The following is a 22,128-nucleotide window of genomic DNA, read 5'->3' as shown; positions in this document are numbered from 1 at the left end:
CCGGAGGTGTTCATGATTCCAAATCCCGAGTTTGACGGGGCCCAACCCGCAGATCAGCGCATGACGAAGCTCGCCGATTACGCGGGCCGTCTCGGTTTCGAAGTGGTCGATATCGCGGGCTTCCTCGATACGGTCGACCGCCAATCGCAAGACCAGATCCGCACTCTGAGTGAGGCGCAGGCCGCCGCATCCGACGTGATGACAGCCAATGGTGCGGTGCGCAGCGCTTTGGCCTCCGTCACAGGGATCACCGATCAGACTCTTGAAAAGGTCGAGGGGTCCGTGGCCTTCGTGCGTGAAAGCGGCCAGAAATCGCAAAGCGTCGCCGCATGGGTACAGGAACTGGCCGAACGCATGGAACGCGTCGCGAAATCGCTCGAAGCGGTCGAGGCCAACAATGCCCATATCGCCGACATTGCACGTCAGGTGAACATCCTCGCCATCAACGCCAAGATTGAGGCCGCGCGCGCCGGAGACAGCGGTCGCGGTTTCGGCGTCGTGGCGGAGGCGATCAACGAATTGTCGCAGAAGACCGCGCGGGCCGCGGGCGCGATCGAGGAAAACATCTCCACCCTGTCGACCTGGGTCGGGAAACTGCGCGACGAGGCGGGGACCGTGTCCACGGATGCCTCTCATGTCATTGCCAATGCGACCGAGGCGGATCACGCCCTGACCGGTATCGCCGATGGGGTCCGCCAGACCCATTCCGCCACCCGAACCATGGCCTATCAGGCCGAGAAAGTACAGGACGCGGTGGAGAAATTCCAACCCGCCTTCGATACGATCGGCACCATCGCACACGATACGGCGGAGGGTATCCATATCGCCAACACGCGTGTCGAAAAGCTGGTCGACACTTCGGAAACCATCTTCCAGACCGCCGTGGCCCTCGGCGGCGCCAGTGAAGACCGGTTCTTCATCGACAAGACCCGTCAGGCGGCGGCAGATATCTCCGCCCTCTTCACCGACGCCCTCGCCTCCGGTCGGATTTCGCACGCCGATCTGTTCGACCGCAGCTATACGCCACTCGCCGGCACCAATCCGGCACAGCATATGGCGCGTTTCACACAATTCGCCGATGACGTTCTGCCGGAGGTTCAGGAGGCGATGCTGTCGATCGATCCAAAGGTCGTGTTCTGCGCCGCGATCGACCCGAACGGCTATCTGCCGACCCATAACAAGAAATTCTCGCAACCACAGGGCAAGGACGCGGCATGGAACGCCGCCAATTCGCGCAACCGTCGTATCTTTAACGACCGCGTCGGTCTCAAGGCCGGGCGCAACACCGAACCCTTCCTGTTGCAGGTCTATCGCCGCGACATGGGCGGCGGAAAATTCGTCATGATGAAAGACGTCTCCGCCCCGATCTTCGCCGACGGGCAACATTGGGGCGGGCTGCGCCTCGCCTACACGTTCTGAACAAAAGAAACCGCCGCACTTCGGAACGAAGGCGGCGGCAGTCGGATCTGAGCTCCGCAAAACGGTCGGTGGGATGAGGTGCACCGCTGACGGGAACAGGTGAGTGTCAGCAGAAAGCCGGAGTGCGGGTCGGGGTCAGATCTCAGGCAGAATAGAAATGGCGCGAGGCGTCTCGATCGGCAGCGATCAAAGCAACGCTGGCAAGGACAAGCCCCCCATGAGGATGACAAGCAAGGCCACCGCACCGAGCATATCTTCGAACAGCGTGGCTTGCGAACGGGCGACTACGGATTTCAGGTCGTTGATCATGGCATCCTCGGCATCATGGTTAATGACTTGTTGCCAATTTGTTCTCATATTGCCCGAAGTCTGTAAAGAACTTTTTGAGAACATTCGCGAACAAAATGGAATTACACGATGTGAATTCCGACTAACCCACTGAAATCAAACGGATCGCCTCATCCTTGCCCATGAGCCACAAAAGAACACGCACTGCCGCACCGCGGTCGGTCGCAAGTTTCGGATCGTCATGCAAAAGCTTGCGCGCATCCGATTGCGCCAATGCCATGAGCGCCGATTGCCGCTCCAGATCGGCCACGCGAAACCGCGGCAGGCCGGATTGCGCCGTACCGAGGACATCACCCGCGCCCCGCATCGCGAGGTCTTCCTCGGCAATGCGAAACCCATCTTCCGTCTCGCGCAAAAGCTCCAGTCGTCGTCGGCCGCTTTCGCCAAGCGGCGGTTTGTACATCAGCAAACAGGTCGAAGCGACATCGCCGCGCCCGACCCGTCCGCGCAACTGGTGCAGCTGCGCCAATCCGAAATGCTCGGCCCGTTCGATCACCATGATCGAGGCATTGGGCACGTTGACCCCCACCTCGATCACCGTCGTCGCCACCAAAACCGCCAGACGCCCGGCGGCGAACTCCGCCATGGTCCGGTCCTTGTCTTCTGAGGCCATCTGACCATGCACGATCCCGACATGGCCCTCGCCAAACGCCGCGCGCAGGGCTTTGAACCGCTCCTCGGCGGCCATCATATCGACCACTTCGCTTTCCTCGACCAGCGGACAAACCCAATAGGCCTGCCGCCCCTGCGCAATCGCGCCCCGGAGATGGGCGATCACCTCGTCCATCCGCTCGACGGAACTCAGCGCGGTTTTGATCGGTGTCCGTCCGGGCGGTTTTTCGTCCAGAACCGAAACATCCATATCGCCATATTGCGCCAGCGACAGTGAGCGCGGGATCGGCGTTGCGGTCATCACCAGCACATCCACCGCCGTACCCTTTTGCGACAGCGCCAGCCGTTGCGCCACGCCGAACCGGTGCTGTTCATCGATGATCGACAGCCGCAGATCGTGAAATTCCACATCCTCCTGAAACACCGCGTGGGTGCCGACCAGAATGTGAATATCGCCACGCCGGAGTGCGGCAAGTTTCTCTTCACGCGCGCGCCCCTTGTCCCGCCCGGTCAACAGCTCAAGCACCACGCCCGCCGCCTCCGCCATCGGGCGCAACCCCTCAAGGTGCTGACGCGCAAGGATTTCCGTCGGCGCCATCATGACACCCTGCCCGCCCGCCTCCACCGCGACCAGCAGGGCCATCAACGCCACAAGCGTCTTGCCCGATCCGACATCGCCCATCAACAGCCGGTTCATCCGCTGCGGCCCCGCCATATCGGCGGCGATTTCCTCCATCGCGCGCGCCTGCGCGCCGGTCGGACGATACGGCAGCGCAGACAAAACCTTGCCACGAAGCGCCCCGTTGCCCTCATTCGCCCGCCCCTTGCCGCGCCGCACCTGCGCCCGGGCCAGAGCCAGCGTCACCTGATGCGCGAACAATTCGTCATAGGCCAGGCGTTGCCGCGCCGCACTGGTTGGCGCGATCTCGCTTTGCGACAGGGGCCGGTGCGCCTGATCCAGCGCCACGTCGAAATCCGGCCAGCCTTCGCGCGCTTTCAGCGCCGGGTCGATCCATTCCGCCAGTTCCGGCACCCGCTCCAAGGCCGCCGCACTGGCTTTGGCCATGGTTTTCTGCGTCACGCCCGCCGTCAGCGGGTAGACAGGTTCGAACCCCGGCAACTCTCCCGCCTCCTCGGGCGGCAGAATGTGATCGGGATGCGGCATCTGAAACTGGCCATCGTACATCTCGACCTTGCCGGAGATCAGCCGCCGCTCGCCCACCGGCAATTGCGCCTCGATCCATTTCGGCGCACCGCGAAATAACACCACCTGAAACGCCAGTTCGCGGTCCTCGACGATCACCCGGTACGGCAGCCCCTTGCGGCTCGGCGGCTGGTGGCGCAACACCGTGACCTCGACCGTCGCAATGTCGCCGGGGACAACCTCGCGCAGACTGTCGCGCCGCCTCCGGTCCACCACCGCATTCGGCAGGGTGAACAGCAGATCACGAGGCCGCTCGATCCCGAGCGCGGGCAAGAGCTTCGCGGTTTTAGGTCCGACACCCGCGAGGGTTTCGAGACCCGCGAACAGCGGAAACAGGATATCCGGCCGCCCCGAACTCATGCGTCCCCGATCAGCGCAAGCCAGCCGTCTTCATCCAAGAGTTCAATGCCCAACTCGCGGGCTTTCTTCTCTTTCGATCCGGCCCCCGGACCGGCCACCACCAGATCGGTTTTTGCCGAGACCGAGCCCGAGACTTTCGCGCCAAGTGCCTCGGCGCGGGCCTTGGCCTCCGCGCGGGTCATTTTTTCGAGCGTGCCGGTGAAAACCACGGTTTTGCCGCTGACCGGGCTGTCATTTTGCGGTTTTTCCGCCTCGATGGGCCGCAGATGCGCGACCAGACGGTCGATGGAGGCGCGTTCGGCCTCTTGGTGGAAGGTGGTGATCACCGAGGTCGCCATGACCTCGCCCACACCGTCGATCGACAGCAGATCGTCCCATTCCGCACCGGTCCCGACGGTGGCAGATTTCATCGCGGCCTCAAAATTTTCCCAATTTCCATAATGGGTTGCAAGCAGGTTTGCAGAACTTTCTCCAACGTGCCGGATGCCCAGACCGAAGATCAGCCTGGCGAGCGGAATGTCGCGGCGGGCGTCGATGGCGTCGAAGAGGTTGAGGGAGGATTTCTCGCCCCAGCCTTCGCGGTTCTTCAGTTGCAACAGGTTTCCGGGGCCGAATTTTGCTTTGAGTTCAAAAATATCGGCGGGTTCTTTCACCCAACCGTCCTTGTAGAACTGTTCCACCTGCTTGGCACCGAGACCTTCGATGTCGAACGCGCCGCGCGAGACGAGATGTTTCAGTTTTTCAACGGCTTGCGCGGGACAGATCAACCCGCCGGTACAGCGCCGCACCGCGTCGCCCTCTTCGCGGATCGCATCCGACCCACACTCGGGACAGGTTGTCGGAAAAGCGTATGGCAACGCGTCGGACTTGCGTCGGGCAAGATCGACGTCGGCGACCTTCGGGATCACGTCACCGGCGCGGTAGACCTGCACCCAATCGCCGACGCGAATGTCCTTGCCACCGCGGATTTCTTCGCCCTTGCTATCGAGACCCTTGATGTAATCCTCATTGTGCAGAGTCGCATTCGAGACGACGACACCGCCGACGGTCACGGGCGTCAGGCGAGCGACCGGGGACAGCGCCCCGGTGCGACCGACCTGAATGTCGATGGCCTCCAACCGAGTCCAGGCGAGTTCCGCCGGGAATTTATGCGCAATCGCCCAACGCGGCGTGGTCGAGCGAAAGCCCAGACGGCGTTGCAGTTCGAGGTTGTCGACCTTGTAGACCACGCCGTCGATGTCATAGCCCAAGGTGGCGCGACTTTCCAAAATGAAGTAGTAGTGCTTTAGAATTTCTTCTGGTTCCCAACACAATTTGGTTAGTGAGATGGTCTTAAAGCCAATCCGCGAAATAAATTGAATGAGTTCAAATTGAGTGGACGCGATTTCTTCGCTCGCGTCTTCGATAGCATAACCGAAAAATGACAGTTTTCTTTTGGCAGTTATTCGGGCGTCCAGTTGTCTAAGAGAGCCTGCTGCTGCATTTCTAGGGTTGGCAAAAATCTTCTCTCCTAGCTCTTTTTGCCTTTCATTTAGCTGAATGAAATCTTTCCATGCCATAAAGACTTCACCACGAATTTCTAAGTGGCTAAGGTTTGTACTTATTCTTGTAGGGATATCAGGCATTGTCCTGACATTTTGAGTAATATCTTCGCCGACAAATCGGTCACCTCGTGTGGCAGCATATTTGAGCGTGCCATTTTCATATCTGAGCGTTACTGACAAGCCATCAATCTTCGGATCAACTACAAATGCCAATTGCTCGTCTGAAGGTAAATTCAGATATTTTTTGATACTATCGACCCATTTATACAGATCTTGGTCATTAAAAAGGTTTCCAAGTGACATAAGTGGACGAGAATGGGTGATTTTCCCAAACCCGTCAGCGGGTTTTGCTCCCACTTGTTCGCTTGGGCTGTCGCTGCGTTTCAGCTCGGGAAACCGCGCCTCGATGGCCATGTTGCGGCGCTTGAGAGCGTCATAGTCGGCATCCGACATCACCGGGGCATCTTCGGTGTGATAGGCGGTGTTGGCGCCGTCCAAAAGCTCCGCCAGCCGGGCAAGCTCCGCACGCGCCTGCGCCTCTGTCAGCGCGGCGACGTCGAGTGTGGCGTGGTTTGCGTTGTCCAGATCGTCAGCCATGAAAATACCTCCCCGCAGATGCCTCTCTCTGATTTAGGAGAGGGGCGCGGGGAGGTCCAGTCTGATATCCAAGAAGGGGAGAAAACGTCTCGACGAGTTACAAACCGGCGACGCAGAAATCGCCGGGCACGCAGTCTTCAAAGAGGCTCAGGCCCCGATCGCCATCTGTTCGTCGCCATGGCCGCTGCCGGGTTCCGGATCGCGCAGCACATAGCCACGGCCCCAGACGGTCTCGATGTAATTCGCGCCGTCGGTGGCGTTGGCAAGCTTCTTGCGCAGCTTGCAGATGAACACGTCGATGATCTTGAGCTCGGGTTCGTCCATGCCGCCATAGAGATGGTTGAGGAACATTTCCTTGGTCAGCGTCGTGCCTTTGCGCAGCGACAGGAGTTCGAGCATTTGATATTCCTTGCCGGTCAGATGCACCGGCTTGCCGCCGACGGAGACGGTTTTCGCATCGAGATTGACCTCGATCTTGCCGGTGCGGATCACCGATTGCGAATGGCCTTTCGAGCGGCGGATGATGGCGTGAATGCGGGCGACCAGTTCCTCGCGGTGAAACGGTTTGGTCAGGTAATCGTCGGCACCGAAGCCGAAGCCCTTGATCTTGTTTTCGGTATCGTCGGCCCCCGACAGGATCAGGATCGGCGTGTCGACGCGCGCGAGGCGCAATTGCCGCAGCACCTCATGGCCGTTCATATCGGGCAGGCCGAGATCGAGAAGGATCAAATCGTAATCATAAAGTTTCGCGAGATCGATCCCCTCTTCGCCAAGGTCCGTCGTGTAGACGTTGAGGTTGGCGTGCGACAGCATCAATTCGATGCTTTTCGAGGTGGTGGGATCGTCTTCGACCAGCAAAATACGCATAACCTTGGCTCTCCGTTTTTCTTCCAATGACGTTCTTGTTGCGTTCGCTTGTTAGGAAGATGGCTAAAAATGGTTAACTACACGTTACCAGATTTAACCTTTTTCGGATTTCAACTCAAGGTTGTCTATATTTCTGCACAGAGGTGGCTTTCAACGCCGCTTCGCCATGTTCCGTGATCGCATTTTTCCACGAATTGAACTCCTCTTCGGACAATCCGTACATTTTCAACGCCTCGGTGACGGGAATCAGTCCGAAGACGACGCCCTTCACCACGGCGGCCTTGCGCGAGGCGACCCAGCGGCGGGTGTCCTTCGGCGGCAGGTCGGCACGGGTCATGATCGACCCATCGGGAAGGGTCACCGCACGGGGGCCATCGACTTTCTTGAGATACATAACGCTCACCCTCATCTTGAATTGCACAGCCTTTGTGCCGCAATCCTCTTAATGGGGGGTGAAGCCGGGACTTGAGAATAGCTCGAATTTTCTTATATAGCGGGGCAGTTCCCGAAAGGATTTGTTCATGTTTGACGACGGCGCACACCCGCTGAACTCTTTGGGCTTTGCCAAGCCCCCCAAGGACACCCGCGTGGTCGTGGCCATGTCGGGCGGCGTCGACTCGTCCGTCGTGGCGGCGCAACTGGCCGAAGAAGGCTATGACGTGGTGGGGGTGACATTGCAGCTCTATGACCACGGCGCGGCCCTGGCCAAGAAGGGCGCGTGTTGTGCGGGGCGTGACATTCACGATGCGCGGCGCGTGGCCGAAGAGATGGGCTTCCCGCATTATGTGCTCGATTACGAGAACATCTTTCAGGATGCCGTGATCGACGAATTCGCCGACAGCTATCTGGCGGGGGCCACCCCCGTGCCCTGCATCCGCTGCAACGAGCGGGTGAAGTTCAAGGATCTGTTGAACACCGCGAAGGATCTCGATGCCGATTGCATGGCGACCGGGCATTATATCCAACGCGTGATGGGCGAGAACGGGCCGGAGTTGCATTCGGCGGCGGACCCGAACCGCGATCAGAGCTATTTCCTGTTCTCGACCACGCCGGAGCAGCTGTCGTATCTGCGTTTCCCGCTTGGGCATCTGCCGTCGAAAGACGCGACGCGGGCGCTGGCGGCGAAATACGGGCTGTCGGTCGCGGACAAGCCCGACAGTCAGGACATCTGTTTCGTGCCGAATGGCAATTACGCGCAGGTGATCGAGAAACTGCGCCCCGGTGCGGCCGAGCCGGGCGAGATCGTCGATCACAATGGCAATGTTTTGGGCACCCATAAGGGCGTCATTCACTATACGATCGGCCAGCGCCGCGGGCTTGGCATCGGCGGGCTGGCCGATCCGCTCTATGTGGTGAAGCTCGATGTCGACAACCGGCAGGTGGTTGTCGGGCCGAAAGACATGCTCGCCACCCGGACCATTCCGGTGCGCGAGATCAACTGGCTGGGCGATGAACCGTTTATGTCGCGCAAGGAATGGGTTCTGGACGTCAAGGTGCGCTCAACCCGCCCGCCGCGCGAGGCCATCGTGCGCCCGATCTCGGAGACCGAAGCGGAGGTCGAACTGGCCGTCGCCGAAGAAGGCGTCTCGCCAGGGCAGGCCTGTGTGTTCTACGATCCGGAAAGCCCGCGCATCTATGGCGGCGGCTGGATCTGGAAAGGCCGCTGAAAGGACACTGAGATGAAACGCCTCGCTTTGATCGCCCTCCTGCCGGTGGCGGCTTTCGCCGATCCGTCGACGGAATGCTCTATCGGCCTCGGGTCGCAGGTCGAGATCGCCGATTGTGTGGCCGAGACCGAGGAAAAAGCGAACGCGGCGATGGAGATCATGCTGGGCTTTGCCCGCAGCTCCGCGCAGGAGCTCGATGAGATCACCGGGCGCGACGTTGCCCTGCCCGCTCTGGAAGCGTCGCAAACCGCGTGGCTAACCTACCGCGATGCGCAATGCGACTCTGTCGGCGCGGGGTTTGGCGGCGGCTCCGGCACGGGGATCGCAATCCGGTCGTGCCGGGTCGAACTGACCCGCGCACGCACCAAAGAGATCGAATCTCAGATCAACTGATCACTCGCGCTGAGTGGGAGACAGGCTCACCAGATAGGCGGCCAGATCGGCATTGTCCTGATCGGTGCGATCCTGATCGAAGCGCGTCTTGTGGCTGGCCAGAAAGGCTGCGACTCGCGGCGCATCCTCGGGCGCGAGGACCATTTCAATCGCCACGCCATGACATCGCGCACATTTCTCGGCGTAAATCTCCGCCCCACGGGCGGTCTCCGCGACCAAATCCCCGACCGTCAGGTCATCGGCCTGTACCGACAGGGCACAAAACATCAAAGCAACATAGAAAACGGCTCGACCCATCGCGCACCTCCGGCGATCACACTACGCCTCGAATTGACCGAGCGCAAAGAATCGCCGCGATGAGTCGCCTTAGCCTTCTCCTCATGGTTGCAATGGAGGGCTGCGCCATGACATCCCCGATGAAATTCTGCCAAAGCTGCGGCATGCCTTTGTCCCAAGACCCCTTGGGCGGCGGGCGCAACATCGACGGCACAAGATCCGACCATTTCTGCTCGTTCTGCTACCTCGATGGTCAATTCGTCGATCCCGAGATGACCGTCCATGACATGCAGGAATTCTGTGCCGAGAAACTGCGCGGACACGGCACCATCCCACTGATGGTCTGGCTCAAAACCCGCCACATCCCGCATCTCGAACGCTGGCGCAGCGCCGCCTGACGCGCGCGCGTTCCGCGTTTCCTTTGCTGTGAAAATACTCACTCTGCGGCTTTGGCCTCGGCAATGCCTTCGAGCACCGCCCGCGCCGCCCGCAGCCCCGGCGCGTCCTGCCCGCGCCCGAGCCGCTTCATCGTGAGCTTCATGGCCGCGCGCTGATCGTGGCCCAGCGTGTTGACCACATGCGACAGGCTCGCGGCGATTTTTTGCGGCACACAGTTCGGACCAAGGAATTCCGGCACCACACGGGTCTCGGACACGAGATTCACCAAAGTCACCGTGTCGACCAAAAGCTTGCGCTTGACGATCTGTTCGGTCAGCCAGTTCATCCGGTACGCAATCACCATTGCCGTGTCATTGGCCGCCAGTTCCAGCGACACCGTCCCAGAGGCCGCCAGCGCCACATCCACGCCCCGGAAGGCGACAGTCTTGCTCAGCGGGTCGGTGAACAATTCGACCTCGACGGGCCAATCCTTGATCGCCTCGCGCACATGATCCTCAAGCCCCGGCGCGACGGCCAGCCAATAGCCCGCATCGGGGTGGGTCCTGGCAAAAATCCCCAGAGCTTCGCCAAAGATCGGCGCGAGGCGGCTGACCTCGCCTTTGCGCGATCCGGGCAGGATCAGGACGATGGGTTTGTTGATCAGGTCGTAAGTGTCCCGAAAGGTCATCACCGCATCGAAGCTCGCCAGCTCCTCGGTCACCACCGGGTGACCGACGAAATCGCATCTGAGGCCGACTTTCTCGAAATAAGGCGGCTCAAACGGAAACAGCGCCAGCACCTGATCCACCCGTTTCGCCATCTTCGCGGCGCGCTCGGGCCGCCAGGCCCAAACGGTGGGCGCCACATAGTGACAAATCCGAATGTCGCTTTCGGCCTTCACCAGATCGGCGACGCGCAGGCAGAAATCCGGGCTGTCGATGGTCAGCACCACATCGGGCTGCCACTCGAGAATGGCGCGGGCCACCTCACGGATGCGGCGTTTCAGGTGGAAATATTTCGGCAGGATTTCCGCGATGCCCATGAGCGACAGCTCGGACATCGGGAACTGGCTCGAAAGCCCCTCCTCCGCCATGCGCACGCCGCCGACGCCGCGAAACTCGACATCGACCAGCGATTTGAGCCCGGCCATCGCCGCCGCCCCCAGCTTGTCGCCCGAGGCCTCGCCCGCAACGACGAAAACCTTGACCTTTTGGCCCGCGAACCTGTCGGCGACATTGTCCCGGTTTTTCGCGCCGTCTTCTTTCTGGCTTCGTTTCATTGCGCTTTCAGGAACAGCCCCGCCTCCTTGATGCGCGCCTTGACGCGCTCTTGTTCAAGGACGATCACCCGCCCGGCCGGCACCACGATGCCCCCGATCCCGGCGGAAATCACTTTCTCCACCGTCTCGATGCCGATCGTCGGCATGTCGATGCGCAGGTCCTGCCCGCGTTTCGGTGCTTTGACGAAGACGCCCTTGGCACGGCGCAACCGCTCGGGCGTTGCGCCCACGAAAGACAGCATCGCATCCGTGCCCTGCACCGTCTCGATCCCCAACATCTGACCGCCTGCACAGACCGCGCCCTGGCCCACGTCGAGAGGCGACAGGGCGTCGAGCACCGCCTGCGCGCGCGCCGCGTCGTCGAGGTCTTCGCGCGACGGTTTGCGGCCCCAAAGCGTGTCGGGCGCAAGCAAAAGATCGGGGCAAATCTCCGTCGCAGCCCGGATCAGAAAGCCCTGATCCTCGAACAGCGCCAGAACCTCGCGTAGGAGCGCGTCGTCGCCCTTGCCGAGTTTGCGGGCGAGGCGAAAAGCGTGGTGATCCAGTTTCATCGGATTGACCTTGGGCCGCGCCATCGCGCCCGCAAAGACCACGGCCCCCACGTCCTGCGCCTTCAGATCCTTGAACAACCGCCCGAGTTTCTCGATCCGGGCGGTGACATGGTCGATCCCCGCGGGCACCGCGGTCTCGTCGAGCGTGACATAGACCGGATGATTGAGCGCCTCGGCCAAAAGCCGGGGCAACACGCCCGATCCGGCGATGATCGCGGTTCGGGTCATGGTACTATTTCGGGGTCAGGAAACCACGGTCGCTCTCGCCCATGACGAAGGCCACCATGCGCGCGACGTAATCGCTGTCGAAATCTTCCGTCAGACGCTGGGCGCGGTCCTTGAACGAACCTTCGCCCTGTTTCAGCATCTGAAACGCCGCGCGAAGCTGGTTGATGTCGTCGCGGTCGACGCCTTTGCGTTTGAGACCCACGAGGTTCAACCCATCCAACTCGGCGCGCGGCCCCTGCACCAGCGCATGCGGCAGCACGTCTGCCGTGACCATGGAGAGCGCGCCGACGATGGCGCCCTGCCCGATCCGCACCCATTGGTGGATGCCCGAGAGCCCGCCGATGATCACATCGTCCTCGATATGGCAATGACCCGCGACCGCAACCGAGTTCACGAGGATCACCCGATCGCCGATCTGCGCGTCATGGGCGACGTGGCAGGACGACATGAACAGCCCGTCATCGCCGACGCGCGTCACGCCGCCACCGCCCTCGGTGCCGGTGTTCATCGTGACGTATTCGCGGATGCGGTTGCGCTTGCCGATGATCAGTTTCGTCTCTTCGCCCTTGAACTTGAGATCCTGCGGGATCTCGCCGATGGAGGCGAATTGAAAAACCGTGGTGTCCTCGCCGATCTCGGTGTCGCCGGTGACGACGACATGGGATTTGAGCGTGACCCGGTCGTGCAGGCGCACCTTCGGCCCGACAAGGCAGAACGGGCCGATCTCGCAGCCCGCGCCGATGACGGCGCCCTCTTCGATCACCGAAGACGGGTGAATTTTGGCGCTCGGGTCGATCATGCTCATCGTCTTGCCCTCAGGATTTCGGCGTCAGGTCCATCATCGCGGTGAACTCGGCCTGACAGGCCAGTTCGCCATCGACCTCGGCGCGGCCGTCGAATTTCCAGACCTTGCCACCGCCGCGTTTCACCGTGACATGCATCTTGAGCTGATCGCCGGGAACCACTTTGCGGCGGAATTTCACGCCGTCGATGTTCATGAAATAGACGTTGAACACCTTGTCGGCCAAATCCATATGGACGCCGACCATCACCGCTGCGGTTTGTGCCATGGCCTCGACGATGGTCACGCCGGGCATCACCGGTTCGCCGGGGAAATGGCCCTGAAAATGCGGCTCGTTATAGGTCACGTTCTTGATGCCGGTGCAGCTTTCCGGGCAGACGATGTCCACCACGCGGTCCACCAACAGAAACGGGTAACGATGCGGCAGGATGCGCTGGATCAGGTCGATGTCGGCTGTGGTCGGTTTGGTGGTCTCGGTCATGTCTTGTCCCCGGCTTGGCTCTGGGCCGTCTTTGTCTCAGGGCCGTCCTCACACCGCGGACCCGTCCCCGGTCCGGCCCGCACGCGGCCCTTGAGCGGGCGGGATGGCATTTTCCCACAATCCTGTAACAATCGCGGCAAGGGCTGACAAGCGCCCTCAGTCCGGCTCCGTTGCCGCAGGCGCTTCGCTCGAAGGTTCTGCCGCCTCCGCGTCGAGCCGTTCGATCAGAAGCCCCGAGACGTCAATCGCCCCACTCATCAGGTAGACCTGCCCGCGCTCGAACACCAGAACCGCGCCGAAATCGCGTGCGAGGCGGGTCAGCGCCGTGTTCATGTCTTCTTCAAGCACCGACAGTCCGTCGTCATATTGCGTCTGGATCGCCTGCGCCTTGTGGTCCTGCTCGACCCGGATCGCCACGACCTTTTCATCGAAGGCCTGCGCCCGACTGCGAAACTCCGTCGGGTTCAAACTGTTGCGAATGTCGGCAAGCGCCTGCTCCTCGGCCTCAAGCTCATCGGCGATGCGCTTGTTCTCCTCGAGAAGCTCGGTGCGCGCGGCCTCGACCTTGGCCTCAAGCGCCGCGCCAGAGACGCTCTGGGCCACGACCCGAGAGCGATCGAACACCAGCACCGGAAAGACCAGCTTGGTCCTGACCTTCTCCGCCTCCGGCGACACCGCTGTCGCGCCGTCCTGCGCCTGCGCCTGTGCCGTCACCGGAGCGAGGCACAGGGCACTGATCAGAACCGCCGCAAGCCGCATCCCAAGCCCCCGTCAGAAGCTCGAGGAAATGGTCAGATCGAAGCTCTGTTCCTGATCGTACTCTTCCTTGTCGAGCGCCTTGGTGAAGTTGAAGCGCAACGGCCCCATCGGCGTGGTCCAGAAGATCGAGGCCCCCACCACGGAGCGCCAGTTCAGATCGTCGGAGCCCGCGATGATATCCGTCGTGTCATCCAGCCCCCAGACAGAGCCATAGTCAAAGAACAGCCCCCCGGAGAGACCGTATTCCTCGGGCAGACCGAGCGGGAAATTCGCCTCCAGACGCGCCACAGCATAATAATTGCCGCCGAGCGCCAGATCGTTGTTGGACGACCGCGGCCCGATGCCACCCGGTTCGAAACCGCGGATGACCGAGGAGGAGTTGAAATAGCGGTCGGTGATCCGGCTGTCGCCATCGGCGTCGATCACCCCGCCCTCGAAGGTCGCCCGCAGCGTCACCTCTTCGTGCCAGACCTTCATCTCGCCGGTGATCTCGGCCGAGGTCTTGATGTAATCCGTATCGCCCCCGATCAGACCGGCAAAGTCCTGACCGAACTTGAACAGCATCCCGGCATTCGGGTTCAACCCGCTGCGACGGGTGTCGTAGCTGTAGGAATAGCCCAAGGAATGGGTCGTGAGACGCCCGGCGTCGATGTCGTTCTGGATCTGCACTGGATAGGTATAGCCCTCATCCGTATAATCCTCATCCTCGACGATCTCGGCAATCTCACCACGATAGTTGACCGTCAGCGCCCCGTTTTCCGACACCGGGAAGGTCAGGCGCGGCGACACATAGGCGCGGCGGGTGATATATTCGGCATAAGAGGGTTGCGAGGTCCCAAGCCCGGCAGAAATACCGAACGCCACATCCCGGCCAAGAAAGGCGGGTTCAACGAAGTTGAAGGTGAGGCTGCCATCTTCGATATCGGTGGTCAGGTTGAAGGACAGTTTCTGCCCGCGCCCGAGGAAGTTCGCCTCGCTGAAAGACGCGATCAGGTTGGCGCCTTCCGAAACGGAATAGTTGCCCCCGAAGGAGAACGACCCCGTCGGTTTCTCCGTCACGTTCACATCGACGATCATCTGATCCTCGGCAGAGCCCTGACGGGTGTTCACGTCGGCATTGGAGAAATACCCCAGCGCCCGGATACGGTCCGCCGCCTCGCGAATTTCACGCGGGTTGAACGGGTCGCCCTCCACGGTCTTGAATTTCTGCCGCACCACCCGGTCGAGCGTGGTGGCGTTGCCCTCGATGTCGATGCGCTCGACGAAAACCCGCGGCCCGCGCTCCAGCACGAATTCGATGTCCAACGTCTGGGTCCGCTCGTTGCGCGTCACCCGCGGCGAGACACGCAGGAAATCGATCCCCTTGTCCGTCGCCAGAGTTTCCATCCGTTCGATGGTGTTGTCCACGGCGAGCGGCGAATAGGTCTGGCCTTCACGGATCTTGTTGACCTTGAGGAATTCGGCACCATCGGCCTCGGCGATCTCGGAGGCGACGGAAATCTTGCCGAACTCGTATTTCTGGCCCTCACGCAGGTTGAAGGTCATGAAATAGGCGTTGCGCTCGCGGGAAAACTCGGCGGCGACGTTCAGCACCTGGAAATCGATATAGCCACGCGAGGTGTAGAAATCGGTCAACACCCGCTTGTCGAACTCGACGCGGTCCTCGGCATAGGTGTCGCGCCCGACGATGAAGCGGAAAAATCCCGCCTGCTTGGTCTCGAGCACCCGGCGCAACCGGTTGTCGGAATAGCTGCGGTTGCCGACAAAGCTCAGACGCTCGATCTCGACGCCCTTGCCCTCGGTCACCTCGAACACCACATCGACGCGGTTTTCCGGGCGGCGAATGATCTTCGGCGTCACCGTGGCGACGAGCTGGCCCTTGACCTCATAGGCCTCGGTGAGCGCGGCGGCGTCGGCCTCGACGGTGGCGGGCGAATAGACCCGGCGCACTTTCGTTTGCAAGGCCGACATCAGCGCGTCGTCGGACACTTTCTTGTTGCCCTCGATGGAGATCGCGGAGACCACGGGGAATTCCACCACCTTGATCACAAGCGTATTGCCGCTCGGGATGAATTCGACGGTCTCGAACAGGCCGGAGGCCAGCACCTTCTGATAGGCGTCGTTCAGCTCGGCTCCCGAGACGCCCTGACCGCGGGCGATTCCCGCATAGGACAGGATCGTGTCCGGCGACACCCGCTGCGCGCCCTCGACGGAGACATTGGTGAATCGGTAGGCCTGAGCCGCGGCCGGGATCGGAAACGCCGTGTAAGACACGGACGTAACAGCGAAAGCCGCGAAAGACAGAGCAAAAGCGCGGGCCGCGAAACGCGTTGCCCCACGGGTCGGACGATCATTGAATGCGAACATGGCAGCTTTCTCGAAATTCCCCACAAGTCCCTAGCTGAGTACCGGGATTGCCGCCCCTTGTCAAAACGGAACGCGCCGGTTTGACCACAGCATAAAGGCCTTCGCCGAAAGCGAAAGCCCTTCATCTTGTTTTCAGGGAAAAATCAGCGCGGTTCCGCCGCCCGACCGCACTGTGACGCGACACCTGTGACGCGACAGCGGTTCAGAGGAACAGATGACCGAAGAACGATCCCGCCGCCAGCGCCACGACGATGGTCGCGGCATAGAGCAGACGGTCCCAGTTGAGATCGGCGAGTTGGCTGAGGCTGCGGTAGCTTGCGCGGATTGCGGTCATGTCTGGCTTCCACTGAATCGCGAAACGGCGCGGATCATCCCGACACCGAAGAGGGGCGCAGAGAAGCGTCCCGCCTGCGCCTGCTTTACGCGCCGAATGTGGCAGGATTTGGACCGTTTTGCCGTTTCGCAGTTTTTCGCAGAAAAAACTTACGCCCGGATCAAGTCCGATCCGGGCGCAATAACAGGAGGCAGAGACAGGGCTGCGTTCAGATCACTTGCAGAACAGATCCGAACTGAGCCCCAGCACCATGAAGCCCATGATCACCACCATGCCGACGGTCATCATCACGCCGACGGCCCGGTCCGGCAGGGGTTTGCCGCGCACCGCCTCATAGGCGTAGAACACCAGATGCCCGCCATCGAGCACCGGAATCGGGAAGAGGTTCATCAGACCGATCGCGGTCGACAACATGGCAACGGTCCACAGGAAACTGCTCGCCCCGTCGGAGGCAGAGGTCGATACCACCTCGGCGATGCCCACCGGCCCCGAGATGTTGCAGGCAGAAATCGCCCCGGTGATCATATGCCCCAGCCCCGACAGCGACATGGTGATGATCTGCCAGACCGCACCGATCCCCGCAGCCATGGCCTCGCCAATCCCCACCGGTTCGGAGCCCACGGTGAACAGCATGCCGCCGGTGATGCCGATCAGCCAGCGGGTCTCGAACCCGCCATCCGCACCCGGAACATCGCGGCGACGCGGCTCCAGCGTGGTCTCGAATGTCTCGCCCTCGGCCTCGGTCGGACGCCAGATCGTGAGCGTCATCGCCGCGCCGTCATGGCTGCCGACATAGTCCTGAAGGTCCCAGAAGGTCTCGACCGGCTGACCGTCGAGCGCCGTGATCACGTCGCCCGCCTTCAGCCCGGCATCGCGCGCCGCCGATTTCGGAGAAATGCCCGCAACGATCACCGGATAGGGGTAAGGCCCTTCGACCGTGACCTCCTGCCCGTCGCGCAGCACAGTGTAGGACACCCGCGCCGCGCGCGGCAACTCTTCGAGAAAGCCCGACATTTCCTCCGGCGCAGGCACTTTGACGCCTTCGATGGCCAAGACCTCGTCACCGGATTGCAACCCGACCTCAGTGGGCATCGGCTGGACCTTTTCGATCACAAGCGTGTCGGACGCCTTGCCGATGCTCACCACGAAGGCGGTGAAAACGAGGAAAGAGAAGATGAAGTTGAACACCGGCCCCGCCGCCACGGTGAGCGTGCGCGCCCACAACGGTGCGCCGGGCATGGTGTGGCGGGCCTCGTCGGCGCTCAGCCCCTCGACAGCATGGGCATCGGGGGCGGAAGCGGCATTGGCGTCGCCCGCGAATTTCACATAACCGCCAAAGGGCAACGAGGCGATTTGCCAGACCGTGCCGCGCTTGTCGGTGCGTTGCCAGAGCGGTTTGCCGAATCCCAGCGAGAACACATCCGCCCTGATGCCGCACCAGCGCCCGACGATGTAATGGCCGTATTCATGCACCGTGACGATGATCGACAGGGCGACGATGAAGAACACCAGCGTGAAAGCGCCCCCGCCCAGACTGTTCAACAGGCTGCTCAAATCCATAGTCTCCAATCCCCCTCAGGCTGCTTTCAGGTCGAAAACCCGTGCCCGTGCCTCTTTATCGGCTTCTAAAATCGTCTCCAAGCTCAGAGCGTTAACCCGAAGGCTCACACCGGCTGACATTTCCGTCAACACCCGCTCCACAAGCCGCGCCATGTCGGGAAACCCGATCTTTCGGGCGATGAAAAGGTCCAGAGCCGCCTCTTTCGCGGCATTGAACACCGCGCCCGCCAATCCGCCCGTCGCCATCACCTCGCGCGCCAGTCTGAGCGCCGGGAAGCGGATTTCATCGGGGGCCTCGAACCGCAACTGGCCCACTTTCGCCAGATCGAGCCGTTCCACCGGCAGGTCGCGCCGCTCCGGCCAATGGAGCGCATAACCGATGGCATGGCGCATATCCGGCGCGCCGAGATGCGCCATCAGCGCCCCATCGCGGAACCCGACCAGCGCATGGACATAGGAACCGGGATGCACCAAAACCTCGATCTGATCCGGGGCGAAACCGAAATATTCTTTGGTTTCAATGATTTCGAGCGCCTTGTTGAACATGGACGCGCTGTCGATCGTGATCCGCTGCCCCATGTCCCAGGACGGGTGCTTGCAGGCTTGCTCCAGAGTCGCGCCCTTGAGCTGCTCCAGAGACCAGTCGCGGAACGGCCCGCCGGAGGCGGTGATGATCACGCGCTCGACTTCGGCCGGGTTCTCGCCCACGAGGCCCTGAAACACCGCCGAATGTTCGCTGTCGACCGGCAGGATGCGCGCGCCATGCGCTTTCGCTGTGTCCATAAGCAACGGCCCGGCGGTCACAAGGCTTTCCTTGTTGGCCAGCGCCAGCGTTTTGCCGTGACGCAGCGCGTGCAAACCGGGGGCCAGCCCCGCCGCGCCCACAATGGCCGACATGAACCAGTCGACCTCACGGTCCGCCGCCTCGATCAGCGCCACGTCCCCCGCCGCCGCCTCGATCCCCGTCCCCGAGAGCGCCGCGCGCAATTCCGGCAGCCGGTCCTCATAGGCGGTGACGGCCACCTTGGCCCCGAGATCTATGGCATCCTGCGCCAGACGCGCGATATTGCCGCCACCGGTCAGCGCCACCACGTCATAGGCCTCACGGTCGCGCCGGATCAGATCAATCGTCGATTGCCCGATGGAGCCCGTCGCCCCGAAAATCGAAATGCGTCGCATGCCTCTGCCTCAGCCGAAAATCGTCGCGAGAATGACGTAAAGCGCGCCCACGGCCAAAAGCGCGTCGAACCTGTCGAGCACGCCGCCATGGCCGGGAATGATATTGGAACTGTCCTTGACGCCCATCCGGCGTTTCAGCGCGCTCTCAAGCATATCGCCCAGTTGCGAGGCGAAGGACAGCACCATGGCCGAGGTGACGAAGAACCACAGCCGCACGAAACCTTCCGGCATATAGGCGTGCGTGTAATAGGCAAAGATCATCGCCCCGACCCAGCCGCCAAGAATGCCCGACCAGGTCTTGTTCGGACTGATCCGCGGCCAGAATTTCGGACCGCCCAGCGTCTTGCCGACAAGATAGCCAAGGCTGTCGGTCACCACCACAAGCCCGATGGCATAGAGCAAAAGCGCCCGCCCGCCCTCCGCGGAAAGCGAGATCAGCCCGAGACAGCCCAGAAGCAACACGACCAGATAGAGCGCCAGCATGGGCTGATCGCCGGGACCAAAGCCCCCCGCCGCCTGTTTGATCCGCGCCATGCGCCAGAGCTCCCAAAGCCCGATCAAACCGACCGCGATCACCAGAACGGTGAAGGCCAGATGCCCCGACAACACCGCGCCCAGCCCCACGGCGACCATCACCACCGCGGACAGAAGCCGCGGCGCCAGATCGCGCCATTTGCCGGATTTTGGGGCCATGCTCATGACTTCACCCCCCCGAAGCGGCGATCCCGGCCCGCATAGCGCGAAACGCATTGGGCAAAGACATCGGCGGTGAAATCCGGCCAGAGCGTGTCGATGAACTCATATTCCGAATAGGCCGATTGCCACAGAAGGAAGTTCGAGATCCGCGCCTCGCCCGAGGTGCGGATGACAAGATCCGGGTCCGGCAACACGCGGGTGTCGAGATAGCGGGTCAGCGTCGTCTCATCCACGGTCTCCGGGTCCAGCTCGCCCCGCGACACCTCACAGGCCAGCGCCCGGACCGCACGCGCCACTTCGTCGCGGCCGCCGTAATTGATCGCAATGGTGAGATGCACCTTGGTGTTGTCTTTCGTGACCGCTTCGAGATCGTCCATCAGGGCCTGAAGTTTCTTGTCGAGCCTGAGCCGGTCGCCGATGAACCGCACCCGCACCCCCTCGGCCACAAGGCCCTTCATCTCGTTCTGGATATAGCGGCGAAACAGATTCATCAGCCCCGAAACCTCGGTCTGGGTGCGTTTCCAGTTCTCGGTGGAGAAGGCGAAGATCGTCAGGTACTCGACGCCGAGATCGGGACAGGCACGGACAATCTCCTTGACCCGTTTGGCCCCGGCATGGTGGCCGAAGAGACGCGGTTTGCCCCGCGACTGCGCCCAGCGACCGTTGCCGTCCATGATGACGGCGACATGTTTCGGCCCGCCCATGTTCTTCGGCGTCTGGTCGCTCATCGCGTATCTCACTTTACTCTACAGCGGAAGCGCCCGGGCGGGGCGCTTCGCAATCGCATCGGTCGTCCCGCAGGGCCACGGCCCCGACGCGGATCACACCTGCATGATCTCTTCCTGCTTCGAGGCAAGATGTTCGTCGATCAGCTTGATATGCTTGTCGGTCAGCTCCTGCACCTCGGATTCCCAGAATTTCTGGTCGTCGTCGGACATGCCGTCCTTGTTCTTCTTGATTTGCTGCATGCCGTCCTGACGCACGTTGCGCACGGCGACGCGGGCGTGTTCGGCATATTGACCGGCGACCTTGGTCAGTTCGCGGCGGCGCTCTTCGTTCAGCTCCGGGATCGGCAGCATGATGATCGTGCCATTGAGCTGCGGGTTGATCCCGAGCCCGCTCTCGCGGATCGCTTTTTCGACCTTGTTGACCATCGACTTGTCCCAGACGTTGATCGTCACCATGCGCGGCTCCGGCACGTTCACCGTGCCGACCTGGTTGATCGGGGTCATCTGACCGTAGGATTCGACCATGATCGGTTCCAGCATCGAGCCAGAGGCGCGACCCGTGCGCAGCGAGGCGAATTCCGTGCGCAGATTGGAAATTGCGCCATCCATCCGTTTTGCCAGATCGGCGGTGTCGAGTTCGAACTCTTCAGACATGGGTGTTCCCCTTCTTATCTCTCGAATGCCTCCCCGAAGAGAGGCGCATCGCCGGTGCTTATAGCCGGATCAGTTCACCAATGTATAGGTGCCTTCGCCCGCCAGGATCGAGCAGAAGCCCCCCGGCGCATCGAGCGGGAAGACGATCAGCGGCAGTTTGTTGTCGCGCGCCAGCGCAATCGCCGAAGCATCCATCACCTTGAGATTCTTGCGCAGCACCTCGTCATAGGTGACGTGATCGTAGCGCTTCGCATCCGGGTTGGTTTTCGGGTCCTTGTCATAGACCCCATCCACCCCGTTCTTGCCCATGAAGATCGCCTCGCAGGCCATCTCATTGGCGCGCAGCGTCGCCGCCGTATCGGTGGTGAAATACGGGTTGCCGGTGCCCGCCGCGAAAATGCAGATCCGCTTTTTCTCAAGGTGACGCACGGCGCGGCGGCGAATGTAAGGCTCCGCCACCTCGTTCATCGTGATCGCCGAAATCACCCGCGTGTGAATGCCGAGCGCTTCCAAAGCCGCCTGCATCCCCAGCGCGTTCATCACCGTGGCCAGCATCCCCATGTAATCCGCCGTCGTGCGCTCCATCCCCTGCGCCGAGCCCTGAAGCCCGCGGAAGATGTTGCCGCCGCCGATCACCATGCAGATCTCGACCCCGAGATCGTGCACCGATTTCACCTCGCGCGCGATGCGTTCGACGGTCGGCGGATGCAGCCCGAAGCCCTGATCGCCCATGAGCGCCTCGCCCGAGATTTTCAGAAGCACACGTTTATATTTCGTGGCAGGGTGGCCCTTGCCCGGCTCAAGCGCAGCGTCGCTCATCAGATGTCCCCGGTTTTCGATGTCGT

The 22,128-nt window shown here is 61.6% G+C and carries 23 protein-coding genes; 4 read left to right on the top strand and 19 right to left on the bottom strand.

What is annotated here, in order from left to right:
- Positions 1-60: 60 nt before the first annotated feature.
- On the top strand, positions 61-1,419 hold the full coding sequence (locus V1471_RS04715; RefSeq protein ID WP_434287166.1) for a methyl-accepting chemotaxis protein: 1,359 nt from the start codon (positions 61-63) through the stop codon (positions 1,417-1,419).
- 186 nt (positions 1,420-1,605) lie between these two features.
- Here the strand turns inward: V1471_RS04715 and V1471_RS04710 are convergent, their stop codons facing one another.
- The 5 genes from V1471_RS04710 to V1471_RS04690 all read right to left on the bottom strand — a co-directional run bounded on the left by V1471_RS04710 (position 1,606) and on the right by V1471_RS04690 (position 7,345).
- A complete protein-coding gene (locus tag V1471_RS04710; RefSeq protein ID WP_274377293.1) occupies positions 1,606-1,728 on the bottom strand; it encodes a hypothetical protein in 123 nt (40 codons plus the stop codon).
- A gap of 121 nt (positions 1,729-1,849) precedes the next feature.
- The gene (recG, locus tag V1471_RS04705) at positions 1,850-3,943 is read right to left on the bottom strand and encodes an ATP-dependent DNA helicase RecG (RefSeq protein ID WP_434287165.1); all 2,094 of its coding nucleotides are present in this window, start codon (positions 3,941-3,943) and stop codon (positions 1,850-1,852) included.
- Entirely contained in the window at positions 3,940-6,084 is a 2,145-nt protein-coding gene (ligA, locus tag V1471_RS04700; RefSeq protein WP_434287163.1) for an NAD-dependent DNA ligase LigA, read from the bottom strand. The genes recG and ligA overlap by 4 nt, the downstream gene beginning before the upstream one ends.
- A gap of 147 nt (positions 6,085-6,231) precedes the next feature.
- The gene (gene ctrA, locus V1471_RS04695) at positions 6,232-6,951 is read right to left on the bottom strand and encodes a response regulator transcription factor CtrA (RefSeq protein WP_434287162.1); all 720 of its coding nucleotides are present in this window, start codon (positions 6,949-6,951) and stop codon (positions 6,232-6,234) included.
- 115 nt (positions 6,952-7,066) lie between these two features.
- Positions 7,067-7,345, bottom strand: a complete 279-nt coding sequence (locus V1471_RS04690; RefSeq protein WP_066709690.1) for a DUF1153 domain-containing protein — start codon at positions 7,343-7,345, stop codon at positions 7,067-7,069.
- Between the two features lie 127 nt (positions 7,346-7,472).
- Between V1471_RS04690 and mnmA the strand changes: the two genes are divergently transcribed.
- Together mnmA and V1471_RS04680 are read left to right on the top strand one after the other, a co-directional pair.
- Positions 7,473-8,618: a tRNA 2-thiouridine(34) synthase MnmA gene (gene mnmA, locus V1471_RS04685; protein WP_434287161.1), complete on the top strand. Its 1,146-nt coding sequence runs from the start codon at positions 7,473-7,475 to the stop codon at positions 8,616-8,618.
- 12 nt (positions 8,619-8,630) lie between these two features.
- Positions 8,631-9,011, top strand: a complete 381-nt coding sequence (locus V1471_RS04680; RefSeq protein ID WP_434287160.1) for a lysozyme inhibitor LprI family protein — start codon at positions 8,631-8,633, stop codon at positions 9,009-9,011.
- Here the strand turns inward: V1471_RS04680 and V1471_RS04675 are convergent, their stop codons facing one another.
- Positions 9,012-9,308, bottom strand: a complete 297-nt coding sequence (locus V1471_RS04675) for a hypothetical protein (protein ID WP_434287159.1) — start codon at positions 9,306-9,308, stop codon at positions 9,012-9,014.
- Positions 9,309-9,415: 107 nt separating this feature from the next.
- On the opposite strand from V1471_RS04675, the gene V1471_RS04670 reads away from it, so the two are divergent.
- The gene (locus V1471_RS04670) at positions 9,416-9,685 is read left to right on the top strand and encodes a zinc ribbon domain-containing protein (protein ID WP_434287158.1); all 270 of its coding nucleotides are present in this window, start codon (positions 9,416-9,418) and stop codon (positions 9,683-9,685) included.
- A gap of 38 nt (positions 9,686-9,723) precedes the next feature.
- On the opposite strand, the gene lpxB is transcribed toward V1471_RS04670, so the two are convergent.
- From lpxB to pyrH, 13 genes are all read right to left on the bottom strand, one after another.
- Positions 9,724-10,944, bottom strand: a complete 1,221-nt coding sequence (lpxB, locus tag V1471_RS04665) for a lipid-A-disaccharide synthase (RefSeq protein ID WP_434287157.1) — start codon at positions 10,942-10,944, stop codon at positions 9,724-9,726.
- Positions 10,941-11,723 carry an LpxI family protein gene (locus V1471_RS04660; RefSeq protein WP_434287156.1) on the bottom strand — a complete coding sequence of 261 codons (783 nt, stop codon included), beginning with the start codon at positions 11,721-11,723 and terminating at the stop codon, positions 10,941-10,943. Before V1471_RS04660 ends, lpxB begins: the two co-directional genes overlap by 4 nt.
- A 4-nt stretch (positions 11,724-11,727) precedes the next feature.
- Complete coding sequence (gene lpxA, locus V1471_RS04655) at positions 11,728-12,528, bottom strand: acyl-ACP--UDP-N-acetylglucosamine O-acyltransferase (protein ID WP_434287155.1); 801 nt, start codon at positions 12,526-12,528, stop codon at positions 11,728-11,730.
- A gap of 10 nt (positions 12,529-12,538) precedes the next feature.
- Entirely contained in the window at positions 12,539-13,006 is a 468-nt protein-coding gene (gene fabZ / locus V1471_RS04650; RefSeq protein ID WP_096804959.1) for a 3-hydroxyacyl-ACP dehydratase FabZ, read from the bottom strand.
- A gap of 156 nt (positions 13,007-13,162) precedes the next feature.
- A complete protein-coding gene (locus V1471_RS04645; protein WP_434287154.1) occupies positions 13,163-13,765 on the bottom strand; it encodes an OmpH family outer membrane protein in 603 nt (200 codons plus the stop codon).
- Between the two features lie 12 nt (positions 13,766-13,777).
- Complete coding sequence (gene bamA / locus V1471_RS04640; protein ID WP_434287152.1) at positions 13,778-16,132, bottom strand: outer membrane protein assembly factor BamA; 2,355 nt, start codon at positions 16,130-16,132, stop codon at positions 13,778-13,780.
- 202 nt (positions 16,133-16,334) lie between these two features.
- Positions 16,335-16,466, bottom strand: a complete 132-nt coding sequence (locus V1471_RS04635) for a hypothetical protein (RefSeq protein WP_434287151.1) — start codon at positions 16,464-16,466, stop codon at positions 16,335-16,337.
- A 213-nt stretch (positions 16,467-16,679) separates the two neighbouring features.
- Complete coding sequence (gene rseP / locus V1471_RS04630) at positions 16,680-18,026, bottom strand: RIP metalloprotease RseP (RefSeq protein WP_434287150.1); 1,347 nt, start codon at positions 18,024-18,026, stop codon at positions 16,680-16,682.
- A gap of 15 nt (positions 18,027-18,041) precedes the next feature.
- Positions 18,042-19,205 carry a 1-deoxy-D-xylulose-5-phosphate reductoisomerase gene (dxr, locus tag V1471_RS04625; protein WP_434287149.1) on the bottom strand — a complete coding sequence of 388 codons (1,164 nt, stop codon included), beginning with the start codon at positions 19,203-19,205 and terminating at the stop codon, positions 18,042-18,044.
- A gap of 9 nt (positions 19,206-19,214) precedes the next feature.
- A complete protein-coding gene (locus V1471_RS04620) occupies positions 19,215-19,904 on the bottom strand; it encodes a phosphatidate cytidylyltransferase (RefSeq protein WP_434287148.1) in 690 nt (229 codons plus the stop codon).
- The gene (locus tag V1471_RS04615) at positions 19,901-20,629 is read right to left on the bottom strand and encodes an isoprenyl transferase (RefSeq protein WP_434287147.1); all 729 of its coding nucleotides are present in this window, start codon (positions 20,627-20,629) and stop codon (positions 19,901-19,903) included. Before V1471_RS04615 ends, V1471_RS04620 begins: the two co-directional genes overlap by 4 nt.
- Before the next feature lie 93 nt (positions 20,630-20,722).
- Positions 20,723-21,283 (bottom strand): ribosome recycling factor, encoded by a 561-nt coding sequence (frr, locus tag V1471_RS04610; protein ID WP_066709640.1) that lies wholly within the window; start codon positions 21,281-21,283, stop codon positions 20,723-20,725.
- Positions 21,284-21,352: 69 nt separating this feature from the next.
- Positions 21,353-22,102, bottom strand: a complete 750-nt coding sequence (gene pyrH / locus V1471_RS04605; RefSeq protein ID WP_434287146.1) for a UMP kinase — start codon at positions 22,100-22,102, stop codon at positions 21,353-21,355.
- Positions 22,103-22,128 lie beyond the last annotated feature (26 nt).

The organism is Celeribacter sp. SCSIO 80788 (genome assembly GCF_051054295.1).
Lineage (GTDB): Bacteria > Pseudomonadota > Alphaproteobacteria > Rhodobacterales > Rhodobacteraceae > Celeribacter.
The sequence above is the reverse complement of the archived record's forward strand: the minus strand, read 5'-3'. Positions and strand labels throughout refer to the sequence as shown.

Coding starts and splice junctions, on each gene's coding strand:
- lpxB (WP_434287157.1), bottom strand. CDS start 10,944: ATGAAACGAAGCCAGAAAGAAGACGGCGCGAAAAACCGGGACAATGTC.
- V1471_RS04680 (WP_434287160.1), top strand. CDS start 8,631: ATGAAACGCCTCGCTTTGATCGCCCTCCTGCCGGTGGCGGCTTTCGCC.
- V1471_RS04635 (WP_434287151.1), bottom strand. CDS start 16,466: ATGACCGCAATCCGCGCAAGCTACCGCAGCCTCAGCCAACTCGCCGAT.
- rseP (WP_434287150.1), bottom strand. CDS start 18,026: ATGGATTTGAGCAGCCTGTTGAACAGTCTGGGCGGGGGCGCTTTCACG.
- V1471_RS04645 (WP_434287154.1), bottom strand. CDS start 13,765: ATGCGGCTTGCGGCGGTTCTGATCAGTGCCCTGTGCCTCGCTCCGGTG.
- V1471_RS04690 (WP_066709690.1), bottom strand. CDS start 7,345: ATGTATCTCAAGAAAGTCGATGGCCCCCGTGCGGTGACCCTTCCCGAT.
- fabZ (WP_096804959.1), bottom strand. CDS start 13,006: ATGACCGAGACCACCAAACCGACCACAGCCGACATCGACCTGATCCAG.
- ctrA (WP_434287162.1), bottom strand. CDS start 6,951: ATGCGTATTTTGCTGGTCGAAGACGATCCCACCACCTCGAAAAGCATC.
- pyrH (WP_434287146.1), bottom strand. CDS start 22,102: ATGAGCGACGCTGCGCTTGAGCCGGGCAAGGGCCACCCTGCCACGAAA.
- V1471_RS04670 (WP_434287158.1), top strand. CDS start 9,416: ATGACATCCCCGATGAAATTCTGCCAAAGCTGCGGCATGCCTTTGTCC.
- recG (WP_434287165.1), bottom strand. CDS start 3,943: ATGAGTTCGGGGCGGCCGGATATCCTGTTTCCGCTGTTCGCGGGTCTC.
- V1471_RS04715 (WP_434287166.1), top strand. CDS start 61: ATGACGAAGCTCGCCGATTACGCGGGCCGTCTCGGTTTCGAAGTGGTC.
- V1471_RS04620 (WP_434287148.1), bottom strand. CDS start 19,904: ATGAGCATGGCCCCAAAATCCGGCAAATGGCGCGATCTGGCGCCGCGG.
- lpxA (WP_434287155.1), bottom strand. CDS start 12,528: ATGAGCATGATCGACCCGAGCGCCAAAATTCACCCGTCTTCGGTGATC.
- dxr (WP_434287149.1), bottom strand. CDS start 19,205: ATGCGACGCATTTCGATTTTCGGGGCGACGGGCTCCATCGGGCAATCG.
- V1471_RS04660 (WP_434287156.1), bottom strand. CDS start 11,723: ATGACCCGAACCGCGATCATCGCCGGATCGGGCGTGTTGCCCCGGCTT.
- ligA (WP_434287163.1), bottom strand. CDS start 6,084: ATGGCTGACGATCTGGACAACGCAAACCACGCCACACTCGACGTCGCC.
- V1471_RS04615 (WP_434287147.1), bottom strand. CDS start 20,629: ATGAGCGACCAGACGCCGAAGAACATGGGCGGGCCGAAACATGTCGCC.
- mnmA (WP_434287161.1), top strand. CDS start 7,473: ATGTTTGACGACGGCGCACACCCGCTGAACTCTTTGGGCTTTGCCAAG.
- V1471_RS04675 (WP_434287159.1), bottom strand. CDS start 9,308: ATGGGTCGAGCCGTTTTCTATGTTGCTTTGATGTTTTGTGCCCTGTCG.
- bamA (WP_434287152.1), bottom strand. CDS start 16,132: ATGTTCGCATTCAATGATCGTCCGACCCGTGGGGCAACGCGTTTCGCG.
- frr (WP_066709640.1), bottom strand. CDS start 21,283: ATGTCTGAAGAGTTCGAACTCGACACCGCCGATCTGGCAAAACGGATG.
- V1471_RS04710 (WP_274377293.1), bottom strand. CDS start 1,728: ATGATCAACGACCTGAAATCCGTAGTCGCCCGTTCGCAAGCCACGCTG.